At 72.0% G+C, this 21,300-nt stretch carries 15 protein-coding genes; 7 read left to right on the top strand and 8 right to left on the bottom strand.

The window, feature by feature from the left end; translation table 11 throughout:
• Positions 1-158: 158 nt before the first annotated feature.
• The 5 genes from ACZ53N_RS04735 to ACZ53N_RS04755 all read left to right on the top strand — a co-directional run bounded on the left by ACZ53N_RS04735 (position 159) and on the right by ACZ53N_RS04755 (position 5,722).
• The gene (locus ACZ53N_RS04735) at positions 159-854 is read left to right on the top strand and encodes a 4'-phosphopantetheinyl transferase family protein (RefSeq protein WP_469139525.1); all 696 of its coding nucleotides are present in this window, start codon (positions 159-161) and stop codon (positions 852-854) included.
• Positions 855-1,328: 474 nt separating this feature from the next.
• Positions 1,329-2,681 (top strand): crotonyl-CoA carboxylase/reductase, encoded by a 1,353-nt coding sequence (gene ccrA / locus ACZ53N_RS04740; RefSeq protein ID WP_469139526.1) that lies wholly within the window; start codon positions 1,329-1,331, stop codon positions 2,679-2,681.
• A 162-nt stretch (positions 2,682-2,843) separates the two neighbouring features.
• Positions 2,844-3,632 (top strand): TetR/AcrR family transcriptional regulator, encoded by a 789-nt coding sequence (locus tag ACZ53N_RS04745; protein WP_469139527.1) that lies wholly within the window; start codon positions 2,844-2,846, stop codon positions 3,630-3,632.
• Positions 3,629-5,305 carry an MFS transporter gene (locus ACZ53N_RS04750; RefSeq protein WP_469139528.1) on the top strand — a complete coding sequence of 559 codons (1,677 nt, stop codon included), beginning with the start codon at positions 3,629-3,631 and terminating at the stop codon, positions 5,303-5,305. Before ACZ53N_RS04745 ends, ACZ53N_RS04750 begins: the two co-directional genes overlap by 4 nt.
• 84 nt (positions 5,306-5,389) lie before the next feature.
• Positions 5,390-5,722, top strand: a complete 333-nt coding sequence (locus tag ACZ53N_RS04755) for a DUF6204 family protein (protein ID WP_469139529.1) — start codon at positions 5,390-5,392, stop codon at positions 5,720-5,722.
• Positions 5,723-5,792: 70 nt separating this feature from the next.
• On the opposite strand, the gene ACZ53N_RS04760 is transcribed toward ACZ53N_RS04755, so the two are convergent.
• From ACZ53N_RS04760 to ACZ53N_RS04795, 8 genes are all read right to left on the bottom strand, one after another.
• Positions 5,793-7,124, bottom strand: a complete 1,332-nt coding sequence (locus ACZ53N_RS04760; protein ID WP_469139530.1) for an acyltransferase domain-containing protein — start codon at positions 7,122-7,124, stop codon at positions 5,793-5,795.
• Positions 7,125-7,188: 64 nt separating this feature from the next.
• A complete protein-coding gene (locus ACZ53N_RS04765; protein ID WP_362208581.1) occupies positions 7,189-8,148 on the bottom strand; it encodes a class I SAM-dependent methyltransferase in 960 nt (319 codons plus the stop codon).
• A gap of 30 nt (positions 8,149-8,178) precedes the next feature.
• Entirely contained in the window at positions 8,179-8,595 is a 417-nt protein-coding gene (gene panD, locus ACZ53N_RS04770) for an aspartate 1-decarboxylase (RefSeq protein ID WP_469139531.1), read from the bottom strand.
• Between the two features lie 43 nt (positions 8,596-8,638).
• Positions 8,639-9,901: a cytochrome P450 family protein gene (locus tag ACZ53N_RS04775; RefSeq protein ID WP_469139532.1), complete on the bottom strand. Its 1,263-nt coding sequence runs from the start codon at positions 9,899-9,901 to the stop codon at positions 8,639-8,641.
• An 89-nt stretch (positions 9,902-9,990) separates the two neighbouring features.
• The gene (gene fabD / locus ACZ53N_RS04780) at positions 9,991-13,266 is read right to left on the bottom strand and encodes an ACP S-malonyltransferase (RefSeq protein WP_469139533.1); all 3,276 of its coding nucleotides are present in this window, start codon (positions 13,264-13,266) and stop codon (positions 9,991-9,993) included.
• The gene (locus tag ACZ53N_RS04785; protein ID WP_469139534.1) at positions 13,263-14,264 is read right to left on the bottom strand and encodes a methyltransferase; all 1,002 of its coding nucleotides are present in this window, start codon (positions 14,262-14,264) and stop codon (positions 13,263-13,265) included. Before ACZ53N_RS04785 ends, fabD begins: the two co-directional genes overlap by 4 nt.
• A gap of 27 nt (positions 14,265-14,291) precedes the next feature.
• Positions 14,292-17,378 (bottom strand): non-ribosomal peptide synthetase, encoded by a 3,087-nt coding sequence (locus tag ACZ53N_RS04790; protein WP_469139535.1) that lies wholly within the window; start codon positions 17,376-17,378, stop codon positions 14,292-14,294.
• On the bottom strand, positions 17,375-18,145 hold the full coding sequence (locus ACZ53N_RS04795; protein WP_469139536.1) for a hypothetical protein: 771 nt from the start codon (positions 18,143-18,145) through the stop codon (positions 17,375-17,377). Before ACZ53N_RS04795 ends, ACZ53N_RS04790 begins: the two co-directional genes overlap by 4 nt.
• Positions 18,146-18,735: 590 nt before the next feature.
• Here ACZ53N_RS04795 and ACZ53N_RS04800 point away from each other — a divergent pair.
• A complete protein-coding gene (locus tag ACZ53N_RS04800; protein WP_469139537.1) occupies positions 18,736-19,542 on the top strand; it encodes a serine/threonine protein kinase in 807 nt (268 codons plus the stop codon).
• 84 nt (positions 19,543-19,626) lie between these two features.
• On the top strand, positions 19,627-21,123 hold the full coding sequence (locus ACZ53N_RS04805) for a serine/threonine-protein kinase (RefSeq protein WP_469139538.1): 1,497 nt from the start codon (positions 19,627-19,629) through the stop codon (positions 21,121-21,123).
• Positions 21,124-21,300: the final 177 nt, after the last annotated feature.

The raw sequence follows: 21,300 nt of genomic DNA on the forward strand, positions 1-21,300 counted from the left end.
AACCTTCGTTCATGACAGACATTCAGGAACCGGGTTTCTGTCCAAACGGCCCGATACGGACACCCCGTTCACCAGGGCTGACGCCCGCGAGCCCCGCTCCTGACACCGAGGCCGCGCACCGGCCGGGCCCGGCGGTTCCCGGGACCGGAAACGGCCTGTTGACGGGGCTGTTCCCGGACGTCAACGTCGTGGAACTGTTCGCGGACCCCCCGGATGTGCACCTGTACCCGCAGGAGGCCGACATCGTGACGCGCGCGGTTGACAAGCGCCGACGGGAGTTCGCCACCGTCCGCCTGTGCGCGCGGACGGCGTTGGCCGGGCTGGGCATCGCGCCCGGGCCGATCCTGCGCGGCACCCGTGGGGCCCCGATATGGCCCGAGGGGATCGTGGGCAGCATGACCCACTGCGACGGCTACCGCGCGGCGGCGGTCGCGCGGAACACGGCGGTCGCCTCGGTCGGGATCGACGCCGAACCCCACGCCCCGCTGCCGGCAGGGGTCGAGAAGCTGGTGGCACTGCCCGAGGAGCGGCGTGCGCTGGACCGGCTCAGCGCCTCGCACCCGGCCGTGGCCTGGGACCGGCTGCTGTTCAGCGCCAAGGAGAGCACGTACAAGACGTGGTTCCCGCTGACCGGACAGTGGTTGGACTTCAGCGACTGCGTCATCACCCCCGGCCCGGAGGACGGGACGTTCAACTGCTCGCTGAACGTGCCCGGACCGGTGGTCGGCGGGCGCCGGATCGACCGGTTCACCGGACACTGGCGGACCCTCGTCCGCGACGGCGCCGCGTATGTGGCCACCGCGATCGTGGTGCCGGCCCCCACCACCCCGTACCGCCCGACCGACGGCAACTGATCAACACCCGACCGTTCCCCGGAAAATGGCCGGAAATTATCCTGGAATACAGCGTTCCGCCGAGGAAACCCCGTAGGAAATCAGTCAGTACAGCCTGTGCGGGCCCAGGGCTGCGGACAGCAGGAATCCGATCACCCCCTTGGAACACCCATCCGGCCCCAGTAGGGTGACCCGCACGTCACCAGGGGCACCGGCCTCACGGATGCGCAGCGTCTTCCGTGCGGACCGTCTTGCCGTGCGACCCCGTGCGACTCGTGCGGGCGCCCCGGCCGCCGGACACACCGTCGCCGGCATCCCGAGCCCGCGCCGTGGCCGGCCCACCGCGCCACGCGGCGCCGGCGCCCCGGCTCCGGCCCGCTGCGCCGCGGCCTCACCACCGCCCCTGCGGCCGGGCCCGACCGGCCGACCCACCGCGAGGTGCGCCGACCGCGCACCGACCGCGCCACCCGTACATTCCACTTCCGAGGACGTCGCATGCAGGACATCGTCAGCGCCATCGTGAGCGGGGACGCGGCACCGGAGGACTTCGCCGCGCTCCCCCTCCCCGAGTCCTACCGGGCCGTCACCCTGCACAGGAGCGAGACCGAGCTGTTCGCCGGGCTCGCCACCCAGGACAAGGACCCGCGCAAGTCCGTGCACCTCGACGAGGTCCCGGTGCCCGAACTCGGGCCGGGCGAAGCCCTGATCGCCGTGATGGCCAGCTCCGTGAACTACAACACCGTCTGGTCGTCGATCTTCGAACCGTTGTCGACCTTCGGTTTCCTCTCCCGGTACGGAGCCCAGTCGCCGCTGGCCGCGCGGCACGACCTGCCGTACCACGTCATAGGCTCCGACCTGGCGGGCGTGGTGCTGCGCACCGGGCCGGGCGTCAACGCCTGGAAGCCCGGTGACGAGGTCGTGGCGCACTGCCTGTCGGTGGACCTGGAGGCACCGGACGGGCACAACGACACGATGCTCGACCCGCAGCAGCGCATCTGGGGCTACGAGACCAACTTCGGCGGACTCGCCGAACTGGCCCTGGTCCGGGCGAACCAGCTGATGCCCAAGCCCGCCCACCTCACCTGGGAGGAGGCCGGCACCCCCGGCCTGGTCGCCGCCACGGCGTACCGCCAGTTGGTGTCCCGCAACGGTGCCGGGATGAAACAGGGCGACAACGTCCTGATCTGGGGCGCCTCCGGCGGCGTGGGCGCGTTCGCGACCCAGTTCGCGCTGGCCGGCGGCGCCACCCCCGTCTGCGTGGTCTCCAGCGAGCGGAAGGCGGAGATCTGCCGCGCCATGGGCGCCGAGGCGGTCATCGACCGCGGCGCCGAGGGCTATCGGTTCTGGAAGGACGAGCGTACCCAGGACCCCAAGGAGTGGAAGCGTCTCGGCAAGCGCATCCGCGAACTGACCGGCGGCGAGGACGTGGACATCGTCTTCGAGCACCCCGGCCGGGAGACCTTCGGCGCCTCCGTCTTCGTCGCGCGCAAGGGCGGCACCATCGTCACCTGTGCCTCGACCTCGGGCTACAACCACGAATACGACAACCGCTATCTGTGGATGTCGCTGAAGAAGATCGTGGGCTCGCACTTCGCCAACTACCGCGAGGCGTGGGAGGCCAACCGCCTGATCGCCAAGGGCAGGATCCACCCCACCCTGTCGCGGACCTACGCCCTGGAGGAGACCGGCCAGGCCCTGTACGACGTCCATCGCAACCTGCACCTGGGCAAGGTCGGAGTCCTCGCCCTGGCCCCCGGGGAGGGCCTCGGCGTGCGCGACCACGAGTTGCGCGAGAAGCATCTGCCGGCCATCAACCGGTTCCGGACCCCGGAGCGGACAGCCGACTGACCCCTCCTTCCGGTCTTCCCGGAGTCCCCGGCCTCCCCGGCTCGGCCACGGGCTGCCACCTCCCCTCGGGCGACGGTGGCAGCCTTTCGTCGTGCGCGGGCCTTCGCCGTGCGCGGGCCCATCGGTGCGCTCTCGTGATCCTGTTTCAGATACAGAGCCGTATTGGGATACAGTCTCGCATCTCAGTGGCTCGTCAGGGAGGCGATCACCATCACCCAGCGGCTCACCCGGCAGCAGAGCCGGGAACTCACCCGCGAACAACTCCTGCGGTCGGCGGCCGAACTCTTCGCCGAACAAGGGGTGAACGGGACGTCGGTGGAGCAGATCGTCGAGCGCGCCGGCTACACCCGCGGCGCGTTCTACGGCAACTTCAAGGGCAAGCACGAACTCGTCCTGGCCCTGCTCGAGCAGCGGACCCAACGCGAGTTGGAGGAAGTCCGGGCGATGAGCCGCCAGTCGGGCTCCTTCGACGAGATGATCGAGCACCTGCGCTCCTGGCACGGCGAGCGTGACCGCAACCTCGCCGGCTGGCTCGCCCTGCGCACCGAACTCTGGCTCTACGGCCTGCGCGACCGCCCGGAGCTGCTGCCGGTGCTGGCGGACCGCGAACGCCGCACCCGGGCCGCGATGGCCCAGGGGCTGGAGCAGGGCTTCGCCGATCGCGGTGTGACCACGCCGGCCCCCGTGGAACTGCTGGCGCTCATCGTGCACGCCCTGGACGACGGTCTGTCGATCCAGCGCGTGCTCTCGCCCGCCGACAGCAGCACGGACACGGTCGTGGACGTGGTGGAGCTGTTGATGACGGCCTGGACCGCCCTCGCCCACAGCACCGCGGCCGCGGCCGAACCGCCCGTCGCCACCCCCGCCGACGGGACGACCAGCCCCAGCACCGCGCGCCCGGCCTCCCCCGGCCGGACGCGATCAATCGAGAACCTGGAGAAGAACGCATGAGCAAGGCAGGGCAAACAGAGCGGTCGGCTGCCGCATTACCGCCTGTCACCGCCGACGCGCCCGAGCCCGACCCGAAGCGATGGCTCGCGCTGACCGTCCTGCTGGTCGCCACCTTCATGGACCTGCTCGACGCCAACATCATCACCGTGGCGATCCCCAGCATCCAGCGCGACCTGGGCGCCTCGGCCGTCGCCGTCCAGGCGATGACGGCCGGTTACACGCTGAGCTTCGCGGTCCTCCTGATCACCGGCGGCCGGCTCGGTGACATCTTCGGCCGCAAGCGGATGTTCCTCACCGGCGTCGCCGGGTTCGTCATCGCGTCGGCCCTGTGCGCCGCCGCGCAGAACACCGAGATGCTGGTCGCCTCCCGGGCGCTCCAGGGGCTCGCCGCCGCGATCATGGTGCCCCAGGTCCTCGCGCTGATCCACGTCACCTTCGCTCCCCAGGAGGTCGGGCGCGTCGTCAGCCTCTACGCGAGCATGATCGGTCTGGCCATCGTCTCCGGCCCCGTCGTCGGCGGCGCGCTGGTCGACTGGAGCCCGCTGGACCTCGGCTGGCGGAGCATCTTCGTGGTCAACCTCCCGATCGGCGTGGCGGCCCTGATCGGTGCGTGGAAGTGGATGCGGGAGTCCAATTCCCCGCACGCCAAGCGGCTGGACATCATCGGCATGCTGCTGGCGATCGTCGGACTGCTGCTGCTGATGCTGCCCCTGACCCTCGGGCGCGAGCTCGACTGGCCGCTCTGGAGCATCGTCGCGCTCGTCGCGGCGGCACCCGTCATCGCGCTGTTCGTGGTGTACGAACGCCACAAGACCCGCAAGGACGGTTCGCCCCTGGTGACGCTGTCCCTGTTCAAGGTCCGTGCCTTCGGTGCCGGCATCGGCGTGCAGTTGCTCTTCAGCGCCATTCCCGCGGGCTTCTTCCTCAGCTGGACGCTCTATCTGCAGGGCGGCCTCGGCTGGTCCGCGCTGCACACCGGTCTGACCGCGATCCCGTTCTCCGTGTGCGTCCCGCTCGTCGGCGGCCTCGCCGTGCGCAAACTCTTCCCGCTCTACGGCCGGTACTGCCTGATGGCGGGCGCGCTGAGCATGCTGGCGGGCATCGCCTCCTACGCGTGGATGGCCCGTCACGAGGGCGCGGACATCACCTCCTGGCACGCCATCCCGTCCATGCTGCTGCTCGGCTCCGGCATGGGTCTGCTGATGCCCCCGCTGACCGCGCTGGTCCTCAGGGAGGTCACCCCGCAGGAGGCGGGTGCCGCGTCCGGCATCATCAACGCGACCGGTCAGCTCGGCGCCGCCCTCGGGGTGGCCGTCATCAGCGGTGTCTTCTTCTCCGCCCTGGCGAGCAACGCCGGGCCCGAGGCCGACCGCGTCGTCCCGGCCGTCCGGGCGGTGGCGCCCCAGCAGGCCGCGGCGGTCAAGAACTGCGCGACCGACTCGCTCGGCCAGGACGATCTGTCGAAGGTGCCGCGCAGCTGCGCCGAGCTCGCCGAGGACGGCGACCGGGGCAACCAGGGCGTGATCAGCGGCGCGCTCGGCGAGATCCGCGCCAGGACGTTCGTGTCCACCTACAGCGAGACGCTGTACTGGGCGGCCGGCGGCCTCGTGCCGGTCACCGGTCTGCTGTTCCTCCTGCCGCACCACCGCGTCCGGCGGGAGGAGATGGCGTAAGCCGCGCATGCCCCGCCGGCGTCCGCCGGGACGACAGCCGACACCGACACCGACCTCGAGAAAGACATCAGGAGAACCGCAGTCATGAGTCACACGACCTACCAGGTCATCGTCCAGGGCAAGTTCGCCCCCCTCGACGACGAGCAGCGCGCGTCGCTGCGGGCGCAGGCCGACGAACACGACGTGTTCAGCGCCCGGTTCACCGAGGAGGGCACCGTCACCTACCAGCGGACCCTGCACGGGTTCGCCTTCCGTGTCCTGATCCCTGCCGACGAGGAGGACAGCGAGGCCCTCGTGCTGTCGAAGGCCGAGGAGCTGGCCGCCGTCGCCGTCCGCAAGCTCGGGGCCGAATGCGGTGACCTCCGTTCGGTGGCGACCGACCTGGCCAGCATCAAGGTCCGGCGGAAGGGCCGCTGACCCGCCGGGAACCCTGGAGAAACCTGTGGGCCCCACGTCCGTACGGACGTGGGGCCCACAGCTCTTCCCGCTACTGCCCCACCGGCACCGGCCTGGGCAGCCGCACGGCGTCCAGCACGGCGGCCTGGTAAGGGGTCAGGGCCGTCGCGGGCCCGCCCGGCGACAGCGCCGCCCAGTTCGGCTCGCGTCCGCAGGCGTACAGCGTGCCGAGCGAGGAGAGCACCGACCGGCGCTCCTCCCGCCGTCTGCCCGACGGCAGCAGCCAGCCCTGCCGTTCGCCGCTCTCCAGCGTCTGCCGGACGGGGCTGAGCAGCACGGGGTGGGCGCTGACCTCCACGAACACCTCGTGCCCGGCGGCGAACAGGTTCTCCACCGCGGCGGCGAGGCGTACGGGTTCACGGAGGTTGCGCATCCAGTACGCGGCACCGAGGTCGGTGCCGGGCACCGGCTCGGACGTCACGGTCGAGTACATCGGCACCCGGGTGGCCGTCGGTTCCAGCGTGCGCAGGGCGGTGTGGAGGTCCTCGCGCAGCTCCTCGACGTAAGGGCTGTGCGAGGCGACCGTTGCCTTGATCACCCGGCAGTAGACGTCCCGTCGGCCCAGCTCGTCGACGAGCTCGGCGAGCGACCGGGCGTCACCGGCCAGCACGGTCGACCGGGGGCTGTTCTCCCCGGCGACAGTGATCTTGCCGCCGCTGGCCTCGGCCACCGCGTGGGCCTCGGCGGGCGAGAGTTCCGTCGTGGCCAGTGCCCCCTTGCCGGCGATCCGGCGCAGCAGCGCGCTGCGCCGACAGGCGATCATCACGGCGTCCCGCAGGGTCAGCGCGCCGGCGGTGTGCGCGGCGGCGATCTCCCCCATGCTGTGCCCGACGACGGCATCCGGGGTCACGCCCCAGCTGCGCCACAGCGCCGTCAGGGCGATCTGCAGGGACACCATCGTCGGCTGCAGGACGTCCAGTTCGTCCAGCCGGGCCGACTCGGGGGGCAGTCCCAGCTGTTCGACGACGGAGAAGCCCGCGAACTCGCGTACGAGCCGGTCGCAGCGGTGCATCGTGTCCCGGAACACGGGCTCGGTGGCGAGCAGTTCGCGGCCCATTCCGTCCCACTGGGCGCCCTGTCCGGCGAAGACGAACACCAGCGGGGGACGCCGGGTGGCGAGCTCCGCCGGAAGGCGCTCCACCTCGCCCGCGCACACTTCTTGGAGCTGCTTCTCCAGCTCGGTGTACGACTCGACGGCGAACGCGACGCGGTACGGGCCGGCCGTGCCCGTGGCGGCGTCGTGGCAGTACCGGGCCAGCGGCGGAAGGTCTCCCCGGGTACGGATCCGGTCCAGGTGCGCGACCAGGAGCGCCCGCAGGAGGTCCTCGGTGCCGGCGGCGACGGCGAACAGCCGTGCGCTCACGTCTCCTCCTTTCCGTGCGGACGGCACGACGTTCCGTGCGAACGGCACGATGCCGGAGGGCGGGTCATCGGCGGACGGCGATCTGGTGGCGGTAGCTCTCCATCGGCAGTCCGCTCATCCACGGCACGATGCCCAGCTTGCTGAGCGCCTTGATCGTGGAAGGCGGCTGGTAGCCCGCGAACATGCCGCCGAACATGAGGATCTGGCTGTGCGCGACGACCTGCCGCATCAGCGGGTTCATCCGCTGCTTCCCGAGCATGGTGCGGAAGTGGCTGCCGGGCGCCATCCGGCGGCGTACCGCGGCGCGGACCCGGTCGGATATGTCGTGGTCGGCGGTCCACTCCAGGCCCTCGGTCTCCGCCGCCGCCTGCTTCATGGTCGCGGTGCGCTGCCGGGTGTAGACGTCGATGTGGCTCAGGTAGCCGCCGGGGCGCAGCACGCGCGCGGCCTCGCTGAGGAACTTGCCGAGGTCGGGGTAGGTGTGCGAGCTCTCGATGTTGACGAGCACGTCCACGGAGCCGTCCTCGAACGGCAGGTCCTCCGCGTCGCCGTGGACGAAGCGCAGCGCGTCGCCCCGGGACAGCGTGGCCGTGCCGCGTGCGATGGCCTTCGGTGACAGGTCGAGGCCGGTCATCCGCGCGCCGGGGGCGACCCTCGACAGGAAGTTCAGGCCCTCCCCCATGCCGCAGCCGACCTCCAGGACCTCCCGGCCGGCGTAGTCGTCCAGGTCGATCGGGAGGTCCCGCAGGGCGAGGAAGTAGAGCTGCTCGCTGAAGCCGTCGGTCCAGGGCTCGCCGAATCCGGGCACCCGGGCCCGGATCTCCTCGACGAGGTCGGCGTCGTACATGCCCCAGTTCCACAGGTCGCCCTTGCCGGACAGCGTGGCGGCCATGTCGTAGATGGTGGCGCTGGCGGACTTCATGCCGGCGGCCTTCGCGCCGCTCCGCGGGGCGCTGGACTCGGCGAGGTTGATGTCCGCGAGACCGCTGGTGAAGGCGGTCATGACGTCAGGGGTGGCACTCATGGGCGTCTCCGATGGGCGAGGCGGGGTCGGTCAGGCGCTGATGGTGTCGCCGCGCACCAGGCCGAAGCCGTCGGGCACCTCGGCGGGGTCCGAGCCCGTCGTGACGGGCCGGTTGTCCGCGTCGACGAACACCACGCTGGGCTTGTACGAGCGGGCGTTCTCCTCGCTCATGGAGGCGTAGGAGATGATGATGACGAGGTCGCCGGGGCTGATGAGGCGGGCGGCGGCGCCGTTGATGCCGATGATCCCGCTGTCGGCCTCCCCCTCGATGACGTAGGTGCTGAGCCGGTTGCCGTTGTCGATGTCGACGATGTCGACCTTCTCCCCGGGCAACAGGTCGGCGGCGGCCATCAGGGTGGCGTCGATGGTGACGGAGCCGACGTAGTGCAGGTCCGCCTGCGTCACCGTGGCGCGGTGGATCTTGGACTTGAACATCTCTCGGTACATGGTCTCTCCGTTCAGCGGGTCACCGGCAGTTCGGGGGCGTCGGTCATCGCTCGTCCGTCTCCGGCGCGAGGTGCACGGGGAGCCGCTGCATCGCGAGCAGGTAGCGCGGGGCGATCTCCGCCGGGTCGACGGCCAGCCGCACGTCGGGGAACCGCTCGAACAGGGCGGTCAGCGCGACCTCGCCCTCGATGAGGGCGAGGCTGGCGCCCAGGCAGTAGTGGGCGCCGCGGCCGAAGCCCAGGTGCGGGTTGTGCTCGCGCGTGAGGTCCAGGTCCGCCGGGCAGCCGAACTCGGCCGGGTCCCGGTTGGCGGCGGCCAGCACGACCTGGACGGCCTCGCCGGGCTGCACCGTCACCCCGCCGATCTCGACGGGCTCGGTGGCGAAGCGCCGGAAGGTGTGCTTCACGGGTGCGGTGTGGCGCACCAGTTCGGCGACCGCCCGGGAGGCGATGGACGGGTCGTCCTTCAGCAGCTTCAGCTGGTCGGGGTGCTGGAGCAGGGTGTAGACGCCGAGCGCGATGAGGTTGCGGACGGTTTCGTGGCCGGCCTGGACGAGCACCATGGCCAGGGCCACCAGTTCGTCGTCGGTCAGCCGGTCGCTGTCCTCCTCGTGGACCTGCACGAGCTCGGATATGAGGTCGTCCCTGGGCTCGGCCTTGCGGGCCTCGACCAGCTCCTTGGTCACGCGCGCCATGCCGCGCACCGCGGGGGCGAACTGCTCGGGGTTGGGGCGCAGGGCCTGGGCGAGCGTCTCGCTCCACTCGCGCCACTGCTCGCGGTAGTGCTCGTCGACGCCGAGCATTTCGCAGATGACGTTGATGGCCAGCGGGTGCGCGTAGTCCGCGATCAGGTCGGGCTCGGGCTTGTCGGCGAGGTCGTCCAGCAGCCGGTGCGCCATGGCGGTGACCGCCGGCGTCAGCGTCAGCATCCGCCGGGCGGACAGGGCGCGGGTGACGAGCCGCCGCACGCGCATGTGGTCGTCGCCGTCCATGGTCAGCAGGGTCGAGTCGAACATGTCGACGATGTCCTCGGGGATGCCCCTGCTGAGCATGGACGCGCGGTGGGAGTCGCCCGGCGGGCGGCTGCGGAACGTCGGCTCGCTCAGTACCGCCCTGACGTCCTGGTACCCCGTGGCCACCCAGACGTCGCTGCCGTCGGCGAACTTCCCCTTGCAGACCGGGCGGGGGCCGCCCAGCCACCGCTCGCCCGCCTCGGGGTTGGTGATGAACGCCGGGTCGGACAGGTCGAACTCGCTGGCCAGTTCGTCCGGATCGGTGGTGTGCTCCGGAGCGGAGGTTTCGGTCATGGGGTCGGCCTCGCTTCTTGCTCAGTGTGGTGTCTTGTTCGGTGTCGCTCGGTGGCCGGCGCCGGGCCTCGCCCGGCGCCGGCCACGGGTCAGAGTGCCGGGCGGGCGACCGCGGCGGCCTCGGTCATCAGACGGTCGGCCAGCTCGTCGGCGTGCCGGTCCCGCCAGGCGTGCAGCGGCGTGTGCGCCAGCCATCGGTTGCACGCGCCCAGCGCCGGCCCGCAGGGGATCTGGTAGTCGGCGGCGCGGCCCTGCGCCCCGTCGATGGCCCAGGTGCTCGCCTGCCCGCAGTACCAGCGGAAGACCAGCGCCATGCGCCGCTTGGGGTCGAGCGCCGGCTCGGCGGAGCGGCCGAGGCGGGCGTAGACGTCCTCGAAGGAGGCGCCCAGGTAGTCGCGCTCGACCTTGGACCGCACCGCCGCGGGTACCGCGTCCCAGGAGTCGTAGTTGCGCCACAGGTCGTACAGCTTGCCCGCGCGGGCGTGGAAGAGCACGCCCTTGCGCAGCACGCGTGCGCGGCCGCCCAGTTCGAACAGGTCGCCGTAGGGCGCGAACGCGGTGTCGTGTACGTCGGCGTCCTGGAGCAGGTCCTTGGCGGCGGCGCTCATCCCGCTCTCGGCGGTGCACAGGTTGACGGAGCCGGTGAGGACGAAGTCGGCGCCCAGCACGAACGAGGCCGCGGCCGACTCGGGTGCACCGATGCCGCCGCCGGCCCCGATGCGCACCCCCTCGGCGACGCCCCCGAGCTCCGTGCGCAGCCGGCGCAGCGCGGGCAGCAGAGCCCACAGGGTCGCGAGGTCGGAGTGGTCGCCCGCGTCGCCCACCGCGCAGACGTCGTCGGCCAGCGCGACGCGCTCCCCGGCCGCCGCCTCCTCGGCGGTGAGCAGCCCCTCGGCCACCAGTTGCCGCGCCAGCGCGGCGGGCGGCGGGGACAGGAACAGGCGGGCGGCGTCCGGGCGGGTCACCTTCGCCAGGAGCTTGCGGGGCACGTGCACCGTGCCGTCGGGACGGAGCCGGGCGCCGGTCAGGCGGTGCCGGACGAGCGCGGGTGTCACCTCGACGTGGGTGGCGGCCTCCACGAACCGGACGTCGTGGCGGATCAGCACGTCCACCAGGTCGGCCTCGGCGCGCGGGTCGAAGGGGTCGTGCGTGACGTTGACCCCGAACGGCGCGCCGGCCGGCACGCGCTCGCGGATCCGGGCCACCGCCGTGGCCACGTCCGTGGCGGCGAGACCCGAGGCACCGAAGTAGGAGAGCAGACCGGCCCCCGCCATCCGGGCGACCAGGTCGACCGAGCTGATGCCGCGGCGCATACCTCCCGCGGCATAGGCGAGGCGGACGCCGTAGTCGCGCCGGAAGGCGTCCGACCCCAGCGATTCGGGGTGCGGGCGCGTGGGTTCGGTGCGGACCGGCGCCGGCTGCCGCGGTGCGGCGGGCGTGGACACGTCCGCGGCCGGGAGCGCGGTCGCCTCGGTGCGGACCCGGGCGACGAGCTTGGTCAGCACCTGCCCGGGGCCGAGCTCCCGGACCCGGAAGTCGCCCTGTCCCATCAGGAGCCGGACGCTGTCCGTCCAGCGCACCGGTGAGGCGATCTGGCGGCGCAGGGTGGCGGCCACCTCGCCCGCCTCGTAGGGCTTGGCGTCGACGTTGCTGATCACCGGGATCTTCGGGGCCGCGAACTCGGTGGCGTCGAGCAGCCGCCCGAACTCCTCGGCGGCCGCCGCCATGTACCGGCTGTGGAACGGCGCGCTGACGTTGAGCGGCGCGCAGCGGGCTCCGGCCTCCTTCAGCAGGGGCAGTGCCCGGTTGACCGCCTCCGCGGGGCCCGCGATCACCGTCTGGGTCGGCGCGTTGTAGTTGGCGATGTCGAGCTCGGCGAGGCCGTTGTCCCGCAGGACCCGCTCGACGAGCGCGGCGTCGACCGCCGATACGGCGGCCATCGTGCCGCCCGTGACCTGTCCCATGAGCCGGCCGCGCTCGGCGACCAGACGCAGTCCGGTCTCGAAGTCGAAGACGCCGGCGGCGAACAGGGCGGCGAACTCGCCGAGGCTGTGTCCGAGGACGTAGTCCGGCAGCCGCCCTCCCTCGCCGACGGCCGCGAGCCAGGTGAGGGAGTTGACGACGTACAGCGCGGGCTGGGTGTACCGCGTGTCGCGGAGGTTGCGGCCCGGGTCCTCCAGACAGAGCTCCCGGATGGAGTAGCCGAGCACGGCGTCGGCGCGGGCGACGAGGTCGGGGAAGCGGTCGAACACCTCCCGGCCCATGCCCTTGGCCTGTGCGCCCTGCCCGGGGAAGACATAGACGTCGAGTGTCCGCCCGCCGGGGGCGGGCCGGTCGGGCGTCACCGCGGGTGCGCTCACGGGTTTCACCTCGGTTCGTGGTGCGGAGGCGGTACGGGCCCCGGGGGCCGCGAGGAGGGGCCGGGTGTCGAGGACGGCCCGGTAGAGCACCTCGTCACGGGCGTACGGGGACAGCAGCGGCAGGACCTTGGACCGGCTGCCGTCCGGCAGGGCCGCGCGCACCAGGTTGGCCATGGACCCGGACGGCCCCAGGTCGAGGAAGAGCAGGTCGTCCTGTGCGAGCAGCGGGCCGAGGGCCCGGGTCAGGTCGAACGGCTCCCGCAGTACCTGCCACAGGTGGGCCGGGTCGGGCAGGTGCACGGCCCCGCCGGTGGTGCCGGAGATCAGCGGAAGGGTGGCGGGCTTCATGGCGAGTTGGCCGATGAGGTCCTTGAACGGGCCCTCCACCGGGTCGATCAGGGGCGAGTGGAAGGGGAACAGCACGGGCAGCCGCTGGCAGAGCGTGCCGGTGGCGGTGAGGTGCCGCTCGATGCGGTCCAGGTCGTCGGCCGTTCCCGCCAGGACGAAGTTGTCCGGCGAGTTGACCGCGGCCACGTGCGCCGTCGCCAGGACGGGATCGCGCCGGGCGAGACCGACGTCGGACAGGACCGCGAGCATGCCCCCGCGGGGGCACTCGGCCTCGAACAGCTCGACCTGGCGCAGCAGGGAGCGCAGGCACTCCCGGGGGTCGACCACACCCGCCACGGCCGCGGCCGCGACCTCGCCCAGGCTGGCACCGAGCACCGCACCGGGTTCGAACCCGTGCGACCTCAGCATCTGTGCCAGGGCGTACTCGACCATGAAGATCGCCGGCTGGGTGAGCGCGAAGCTCGTCATCGGGCGCTCGGGGCCGTGGCCGCCACCGTGGATGGCCTCGATCACCGAGTCGCCGCGGACGTCACGGACGACCGCGTCGAGGGAGTCGAGGGCGGCGCGGAACACGGGGTCGGCTCCGTACAGCCACTTGCCCATGCCGTGGTACTGCGAGCCCTGCCCCGCGAACAGGAAGACGGGCGTGAGCATCATCCGGCACGCAGGGAGGACTCGAGGACCTTGTGCCCCGTCGGCAGCTGCGTCACGGACTCGACCGTGAAGCCGGCCTCCTCCAGGGCGCGGCGCATGCCCGCCTCGTCCAGGCCGATGGTGCCCTCGTCGCAGGCCACCGCCTGGAACATCGCCCGCCAGCCGTCGATGTCGTTCTCCACCAGCGGCTCCACCACCAGCAGCCGGGCGCCGTCGGCGCTGTCGGCCATCGCGGTGGCGACGGTGCGCAGGATGCGGACGCAGTTGTCGTACGTCCAGTCGTGCAGCACGTTCTTCAGCAGGTAACGGTCGGCGCCCGCGGGAACCTCGGCGAAGAAGTCGCTCGGCGCGAAGCTGATGCGGGCGAGGACGCTCTCGTCGGTGACCCGGTCCAGCGCTTCGTGGCCCCGGGCACAGACGCTGGCCCGGTCGGCCACGGTGCCCCGCAGGTCCGGGTGGGCGGCCAGGATGCCGGGCAGCAGGCCACCGCTGCCGCCGCCGACGTCGACGACGGTCGTGGCGCCGCTGAAGTCGTGCGCGCCGATCAGGCACTGGGCGACCGGCATGGCCAGGTCGATCATTCCCTGGTCGAACAGCTCCGCCGTCTCGGGGTGGTTCTCCAGGTAGGCGTAGAGCGACTGCCCGAAGACCTCCTCGAAGCCCGACCGGCCCGTCTTGACGGTGTGCATCAGGCCACCGAAGGCGTCGTCGTAGAGTTCGGCGGCGAGGATGGCGAAGTGGCGCTGGGTCATGGGGTGGTCGGCGCGCAGCGGGGCGTAGGCCTCGGACAGCCGGAACTTCTCCCCGTCCCGCTCCAGCACACCGGGCACGGTGAGCATCTGCAGCAGGCGGTGGAGCACGTCCGGGTCGGTCTCGGTGCGCTTGGCGAGCTCCGCGGACGACATCGAACCCCCGTCGAGGATGTCCGCTATCTCCAGCCGGGCGGCGACCGCCAGGGCCCGGGCGAACCAACCGCTGACGGCGAGCTTGAGGATTTCCATGGGATGTCTCTCTTTCACAAGGTCCCGTCAGGCGAGCCGGCGCAGCCGGTCGACCAGCGCGGCAGGGGTCGGGGTCTCGAACACGTCGGTCAGGGCGAGCCGGACGCCGGTGATGTCCTTGATCCGCTGGGCGAGCGTGACGGCCAGCAGCGAGTGGCCGCCGTTGGCGAAGAAGTGGGTACCGGCGTCCAGGTCCTGGCGGTCGAGCAGTTCGGCGAAGAGGCCGACGATGGTCGTGGTGAGGTCGTCGTCGCCCGCACCGGCCGCGCCGCCGCCGACGGCCGGGCCCCGGTGGAGCGCCGCTTGTTCGGCGAGGGCCAGGTAGTCGACCTTGTCGCTGCCGGTCCGGGGGAAGGTGTCCACGGCGAGGAACTGGTGCGGTACCACCGAGCGCGGGAGCTGCCCGCGGGCGTGGTCCCAGAGCTCGTCGACAGCCTCGGGGCGGCCGGGCATCCGGACGAACGCGGCCAGGGAGCCGTCGGCGCTCGGATCGCCGACGACCACGACGGCCGCCGCCTCGACGTCGGGGTGGCCGAGCAGGACGGCCTCCACCTCCGCCAGTTCGATCCGGTTGCCGCGCAGCTTGACCTGACGGTCGACTCTGCCGAACAGGTCGATCCGGCCGTCCGGCCGCCAGCAGGCCACGTCCCCGGAGCGGTGGAACCGTCCGTACTCGGCGTTCTCGCCGAAGCGCTCCGCGCTCAGCTCGGGCCGCCCGTGGTAGCCGGAGGCGACGCCCGTGCCCGCGACGCAGAGCTCGCCCCGGAGGCCGATCGGCAGCGGCCTGCCGTGCGGGTCGGCGATGAAGATCTGCGTGTTGGCAATGGGTGAGCCGACGTCGACCCGCCCGCCGCGGTCTGCGCTCATGCGTCCCGCGGTGGCCCAGATCGTGCTCTCGGTGGGGCCGTAGACGTTCCACAGCTCGACGCCGGCCGCGAGCAGCGTGGCCGCGAGCTCGGCGGGCAGGGGCTCACCGCCGGTGAGGATCGTGCGTCCGGCCAGCGTCTCGGCGGCCTCGCGGGCGACCAGCCGCCAGGTGGTGGGGGTCGCCTGCAGCAGGCCGATGTCGTGGGCGGCCACGGCGGCGGCCAGCAGGCCGCCGTCGGTCCGCGCCTCGTCCGGGAGGACCACCGTGTGCCCGCCGTGGAGCAGCGGCATCATCAGTTCGAGCGAGGAGGTGTCGAAGCTGTAGGTGCTGAGCCAGCCCGTGGGGCGCGTCGAGCCCGCCACACCGAACCGGTCGGCGTAGTCGACGATGTGGTTGACGAGGCTGCGGTGCCGGATCGGGATGCCCTTGGGCTTCCCGGTCGACCCGGAGGTGTAGATCACGTAGGCGAGGGCGTCGGGATCGGCCGCCGCTGCCGCCGCCACGTCCACCGGAGCGTCGGGGACGTTCTCCCAGTCGACGGCGGGCACGGTGGCGCGGCCTTCGGGAGCCGTGATCCCCGCCCCGGCTATGACGGTGCGAGCGCCCGCGTCGTCGAGCTGGTACGTCAGCCGCTCCGCGGGGTGGTTGGGGTCGAGCGGCAGGTAGGCGGCGCCCGCGAGCCAGGTGCCGAACACGGAGGCGGCCAGCGCCGCGCCGCGCGGCAGGAGCAGCGCGACGACGTCGCCGGGCCGCACACCGGCCGCGGACAGCCGGGCGGCGGTGTCGACGGCGGCGGACCACAGTGCGCCGTACGTCGTCGTGCGGTCGCCGTCGCGGACGGCCACGGCCGTGGGGTCCTTGGCGACGCGGCGGGCGAACCCGGCGAGCACCGACGGCGTTTCGATGGTGCGGTCCGTGGCGTTGGCCGCCTCGATGACCGCGTGGTCCCGCGGCGACCAGACCGGCAGCGCGGCGAGGGGTGCGTCCACCGAGGCGCCCAGCGCGACCAGCAGGGCGTCGTAGCGGTGGACCATCAGCTCGACGTCCGACCGGTCCAGCACGCCGGTGTAGAACACGGCGCGCACGGTGGCGGTGTCCTTGTTCGCCGACACGAAGAATTCGAGGTCGAACTGGCTGAAACCGTTCTCCACCACGATGAGTTCGGCCTCGGTGCCGGCGACGGTGAAGGTGCGCTGGTCGTCGACGAAGGGAACGTAGTTGAAGACATGCTTGAACAGGCCGTTGCGCCAGCCGGAGCCGTCGCGCTCGACCATGTCGAGGACGTCGTCGGCGGCGACGTCCTTGTGCGCCATGGCCTCCATGAACGTCCGCCGGGTCAGGGCGGTGAGGTCCCGGAAACTCGCGTCCGACTCGAGCAGCAGCCGCAGGGTGACGAGGTTGCTGTGGTAGCCGACCGTGTCCACCGCCTCGCGCGGACGGGTGTTCACCGGGGAGCCGATGGTCAGGTCGGGGCCGGCCCCGTGTGCGGCGAGGAGGACCGCGTAGGCGGTGAGGAGAACGACCGATTCCGGCGCCCGCAGTTCGCGCTGGAGGCGACGCACCACCGCGTGGGCCTCTGGCGACAGGACGTGGGTGACCTCGTCGCCCTGGAGGGTGGTGACCGCCTGTTCCCGCTGCTCGCACCAGAGTTCCAGCCCCGAGGAGCGGAACCCGGCCATCTGCTCGCGCCAGTACTCCCGGCTCGCGTCCGACGGTTCGGGTTCGTGCCAGGCGGGCACCTCGGCGGGCACGGGCGGCTCGCCGGCGACGCACGCCTCGTACAGGGACACGAACTCGGCGCGCAGGATCGCCGTCGACTGGACGTCCGACACGGCGTGGTGGGCCGCCAGGCACAGGACGTCCCCGTCCGGCCCGTGCAGCAGCAGCGCCCGCAGGAGCGGGCTGCCGTCCGTGGCGAACGGCCTGGCCACGAAGGCCGTGAGGACGGCTCGTTCGCCGGCCTCGTCCCCGTCGTGGTCCGCTTCCTCCAGGCCGACGGCCAGGGTGGGTGCGACGGACTTGGTCAGACCGGTGTCGTCGCGGTGGAACACCGTCCGCAGCACCTCGAAGCGTGCCGGGAGGAGCTGGAGGGCCTGCCCCACGGCGGCGGGGTCGAGGCGGCCGCGCACCCGGACCGCGAGCGAGAGATTGCTCGCGCCGCTGTCCGGGACCAGCTCGTCGAGCAGCCAGAGGGTGCTCTCCTTGCGGGTCGGACGGGCGTGGCCGTCGGGAAGTCCGAGGCTCACGCGTGGGCCTCCGGGCGGTCGGCCAGGACACCGGCCACCGACTCGGCGACAGCGGGGGTCCGCAGCAGGTCGCGGTGCTCGACCTCGAAGCGCCGCTCGTCCGCGATCTCGATGGGGGCGATGCCCGGCGTGGCGCGCAGGCGGTTCAGTCCGCTCTGCTCGCTGGCGGACGTGATCACCGTGGCCCGCGCCCAGCCGGGCCGCGGGTCGAGACCCGCGGCGGTGGCGAGGTAGGACATGAACGAGCCGACCAATTGGACCAGTTCGCCGGCGTAGTCCTCGTCGAGTCCGGCGCGTCGGAGCGCCGCGGTGCCGATCGGCCGGAAGGCCGCGTAGAGCCCGGCCGCGAATTCGGCCGGCTCGATACCGGGCTTCGCGACGAGCTGCTCCGCGGCGCCGGTCAGCTCACTGATTTCCTCGGCCGTCAGAACGGTGGTCATATTGCCGATCACCCGCCCGAACTGGAGGTGAACGGTGGGTACGTCGACCAGCTCGGGGTCGAAGACGACCACCCGCGGAGCGGTGGACTGCCGCGCGGCGATCTTCTCGGCGAGCACGCCGGCGAACACCGAGCCCGCGCAGTAACCCAGTACCGCGCGGACCGTCCGTCCGCTCGCCGCGACCTCGGAGAGCCAGGGCTCGAGGTACGCGTCGTCCAGGGCGTCCGTCTCGGGATCGCGGACCGGGGCGACCGTCTGCCACAGGGCGCAGTCCAGTTGAAGGCCGGGCGCCAGATCGGCGAATCCACCCTCGTTTCGGCCGGTCACCGGAAAATCGGCGGCGAGCACAATGTCGGTGTCAGCTCCTGCATCGAGCACGACATTCCACACGGTGGGGCTGGGCATATGAATTCCCCCGAATGTCAAAAAGTCTTCGGCTAATTCCTCGACCATCTCCGGTCAGGCCAGGCTGGATCCTAGGGGCAGGCAATCCGCTCTGTCCACAGCAAACGATCATGGAACGAACCGGGACAGACCTCACGGAACCCACCGAGTGGATTTGAGCCAAGGCCGATGAATTTCAGACATCCAGCGAGGGAGTTTCAGACATGCGGTGATCGCATTTCGGCCGCATTGACCAGCGGGTTCACCGGGAAACACCGGTCCGGCCGCACAAACGGAGGCTTCACGGCGAACGGCTGTCGGCACCCGTTGGAAACTCCTGAATGTCAGTTTTTGCGGCGTGACGGACCCCATACGCAGAGTCGACGGCGGCCGCACCATCGGCCGTTATCGGCCACCGGGCCACCGGGCCACCGACGGCCGACGGGCCGGCAAACAGCCGGACCCGCCTCTGGGGCGCATGTGTAACGTTCGGCGTGCGTGACAGCCGTCGACCGGGGTGTGAGGAGGGGGCAGTGAGCGGGATAGTGGTCTATCTGCCGCAGGTGAGCGGCGCCGCGGACGGGGGGCCGTGCGGTGAAGCGGTGACGTTACGGCTCGGCCCGGGGCAAGTGGCGCGCTTCGGGCGGGGGTCGGCGACGACCCCGGTCGAACTCCGCCTTCCCGACGAGGCGATCTCCCGGCTCGCCGGGGAGATCCGGGTGACCGACGACCATTGGCAGCTCAGCAATCACAGCACGACCCAGAGCTATGTGGTGGAGAACCCCGAGGGGGCCGGGGAGTATCTGCGGGTGCCGCCCCGACGGGCCGGAGCGCCCATCCCCTTCGAGTTCTCCCGGGTCGTGCTGCCCGCGCACAACGGCACCACGGTCGCCTTCCAGGTGTTCGCACCCGACCACGTCTATATGGACCCCCACGAGACGGGCGGTCCGTGGGGAAGCCGCACCGTCACCGCCTACTCCCTGGACGAGACGGCCACCTACTTCCTGGTGCTGGTCGCGCTCTGCGAACCGCGACTGCGTGACGAGTCGACGGTCGCGGTGCCCACCACTCCCCAGATCGTCGAGCGGCTCAGACCGCACGCCGCCTGCGGCCGGCTGACGGCCCGGGCCGTCAGCTCGCACATCGACTACCTGGCCGGGGAGAAGATGCGCCTCAGCGCCCCGGCCGGGAGCGAACCGGGCAGGGAAGCGCGCCGCAACGGCAAGCGGGAAGCGATCGTCGGACTCGCCCTGCGGTTCGGGCTCGTACGCGAGGAACACCTCGCGCTGCTGCCGCCCCGGCCCGGAGCGGGCCCGCGGGGCCGGGAGACGGGGGGATGAGTCCGATGGGACACAGACCCGGAGGCGGACCCACGGGGAGCGGCAGCGAACAGCGGCACGCCCGGCGGACCGGAGGGGGAAACGGTGCACGGTCCGGCCGGCTCATCGGGAAGTGAGCGCGTACCACCGCTGCCGCGCGGCTACCGCGTCGGCAGCTGGGAGGTCACCGAGCCCATCGCGTCCGGCGGCTGGGGAACGGTCTACGCGGGACGGCCGGCCGACGACGGCGCGGGCCCGGCAGGGGATCGGGAGGACGTCGCGCTCAAGTTCCTACCGACCGAAGGGCTCGCACCGCGTCAGGCCCGCCGGGTCGCCGAAACCGCCCGGCGCGAGGTGGAGTTCGGCCTCCGGGCCTGCCATCCCCGGCTGATCCGGCTGCTGGGCTCCCTCGTGCTCAGCGACCCGGGCCACCCGTTCCTGGACGGCGCGATCGTCCTGGTCATGGAGCGGGCCGCCCGCAGTCTGCGGGACCTGCTCGCCACGGAAGTGGCCGAAGCCGAAGGCACCCGGCTGATCACCGAGATCTGCGAGGGCCTGGCCCATCTGCACCGCAGTGGCTGGGTGCACGGCGACCTCAAACCGGACAACGTCCTGATCATGGCCGACGGCTCGGTGAAGCTGTCGGACTTCGGACTCGTCACGGAACTGACCGGCACCCGCGGTACACACGGGTACGGCCCCCCGATGGGCACGTTCGACTACCTCCCGCCCGAGCGTTGGAAGGCCCCGCTCGGCGAGCAGGGGGTGCAGGTCCGGCCGAGCGTCGACATCTGGGCTCTGGGCATCATGATCCACGAGGTGTTCACGTCGGGCGCCTCGCCGTTCCCCGGCGCCACCCCGGTCTCGCGCGCGGCCGCGGCCCAGGAGTACGCCGACGGGCGTGCGCCGTTGCGCATGGACAACGCCGTCCCGCCGTTCTGGCGTGCGCTGGCCGCCGACTGTCTGGCACCGACCCACGACGCGCGGGCCGCGCACACCGCCGAGAGTCTGCTGGCGCGCGTCACCGCCCGGCAGGACACGGAACCGCGGTCGGCCGATCGGACGGGGCAGGCCCCGGCCGGCCGGGACGTCGCGCGCCTCTGGGCAGGCAGGCGCGGAAGAATCCGCGCCGCACTCGTGGCCCTCGCGGTGTGCGCGGCGGTCGCGGCGGGCTGGTCGTACGCCGTGCGTGACGGCGGATCCGCCGCGCCGAACGGATCCGGCGGGCCCGCCGCCACGGGTCGGGCCGGCACGGCGTCCGGCGCCGCGGGCCGCCTCCGGGTCTTCAACACCGAACCTTCCTGCGGTGACCGCGAGGACCGGAACCCGGAGTGCAGTCTCGGCCTGGCGATCGACCCGCTGCGGCCCTACACCATCGACAACGTCGTACCGACCCGGGTCTGGCACGGTGACGTCCTGGCCGTCGACTGCCGGCTCCCCCGAGGAGTGCCCATCGTCGACGAGGTGGGCACCTGGTCCTCCGAGTGGTTCCGGGTCCGTCTCCCGCCCGGCTCCGCCCGGTCCACCGCATGGCTGCCCGCCGTACGGACGAAGGACCGTCCCGCGATCCCCCAGTGCCCGCGTCCCACGCCCGTTCGGTGACACACCCCTCCTTCGACGTCCTCGCCCCGCCGGTGATCGCCGGGTTTCACGGCACTCACAGCTCTATCGCGGAGCGCCGGACGCCGTCACCCCGGAAGGTTCCGGGTGCCCTATCGCGGTGCCCCGCGACTACCTTGCGGCCCGTCGGTCCCCGGACCGCGCTCACACGTGACACGA

The sequence above is a fragment of the Streptomyces sp. NPDC033229 genome (genome assembly GCF_055576875.1).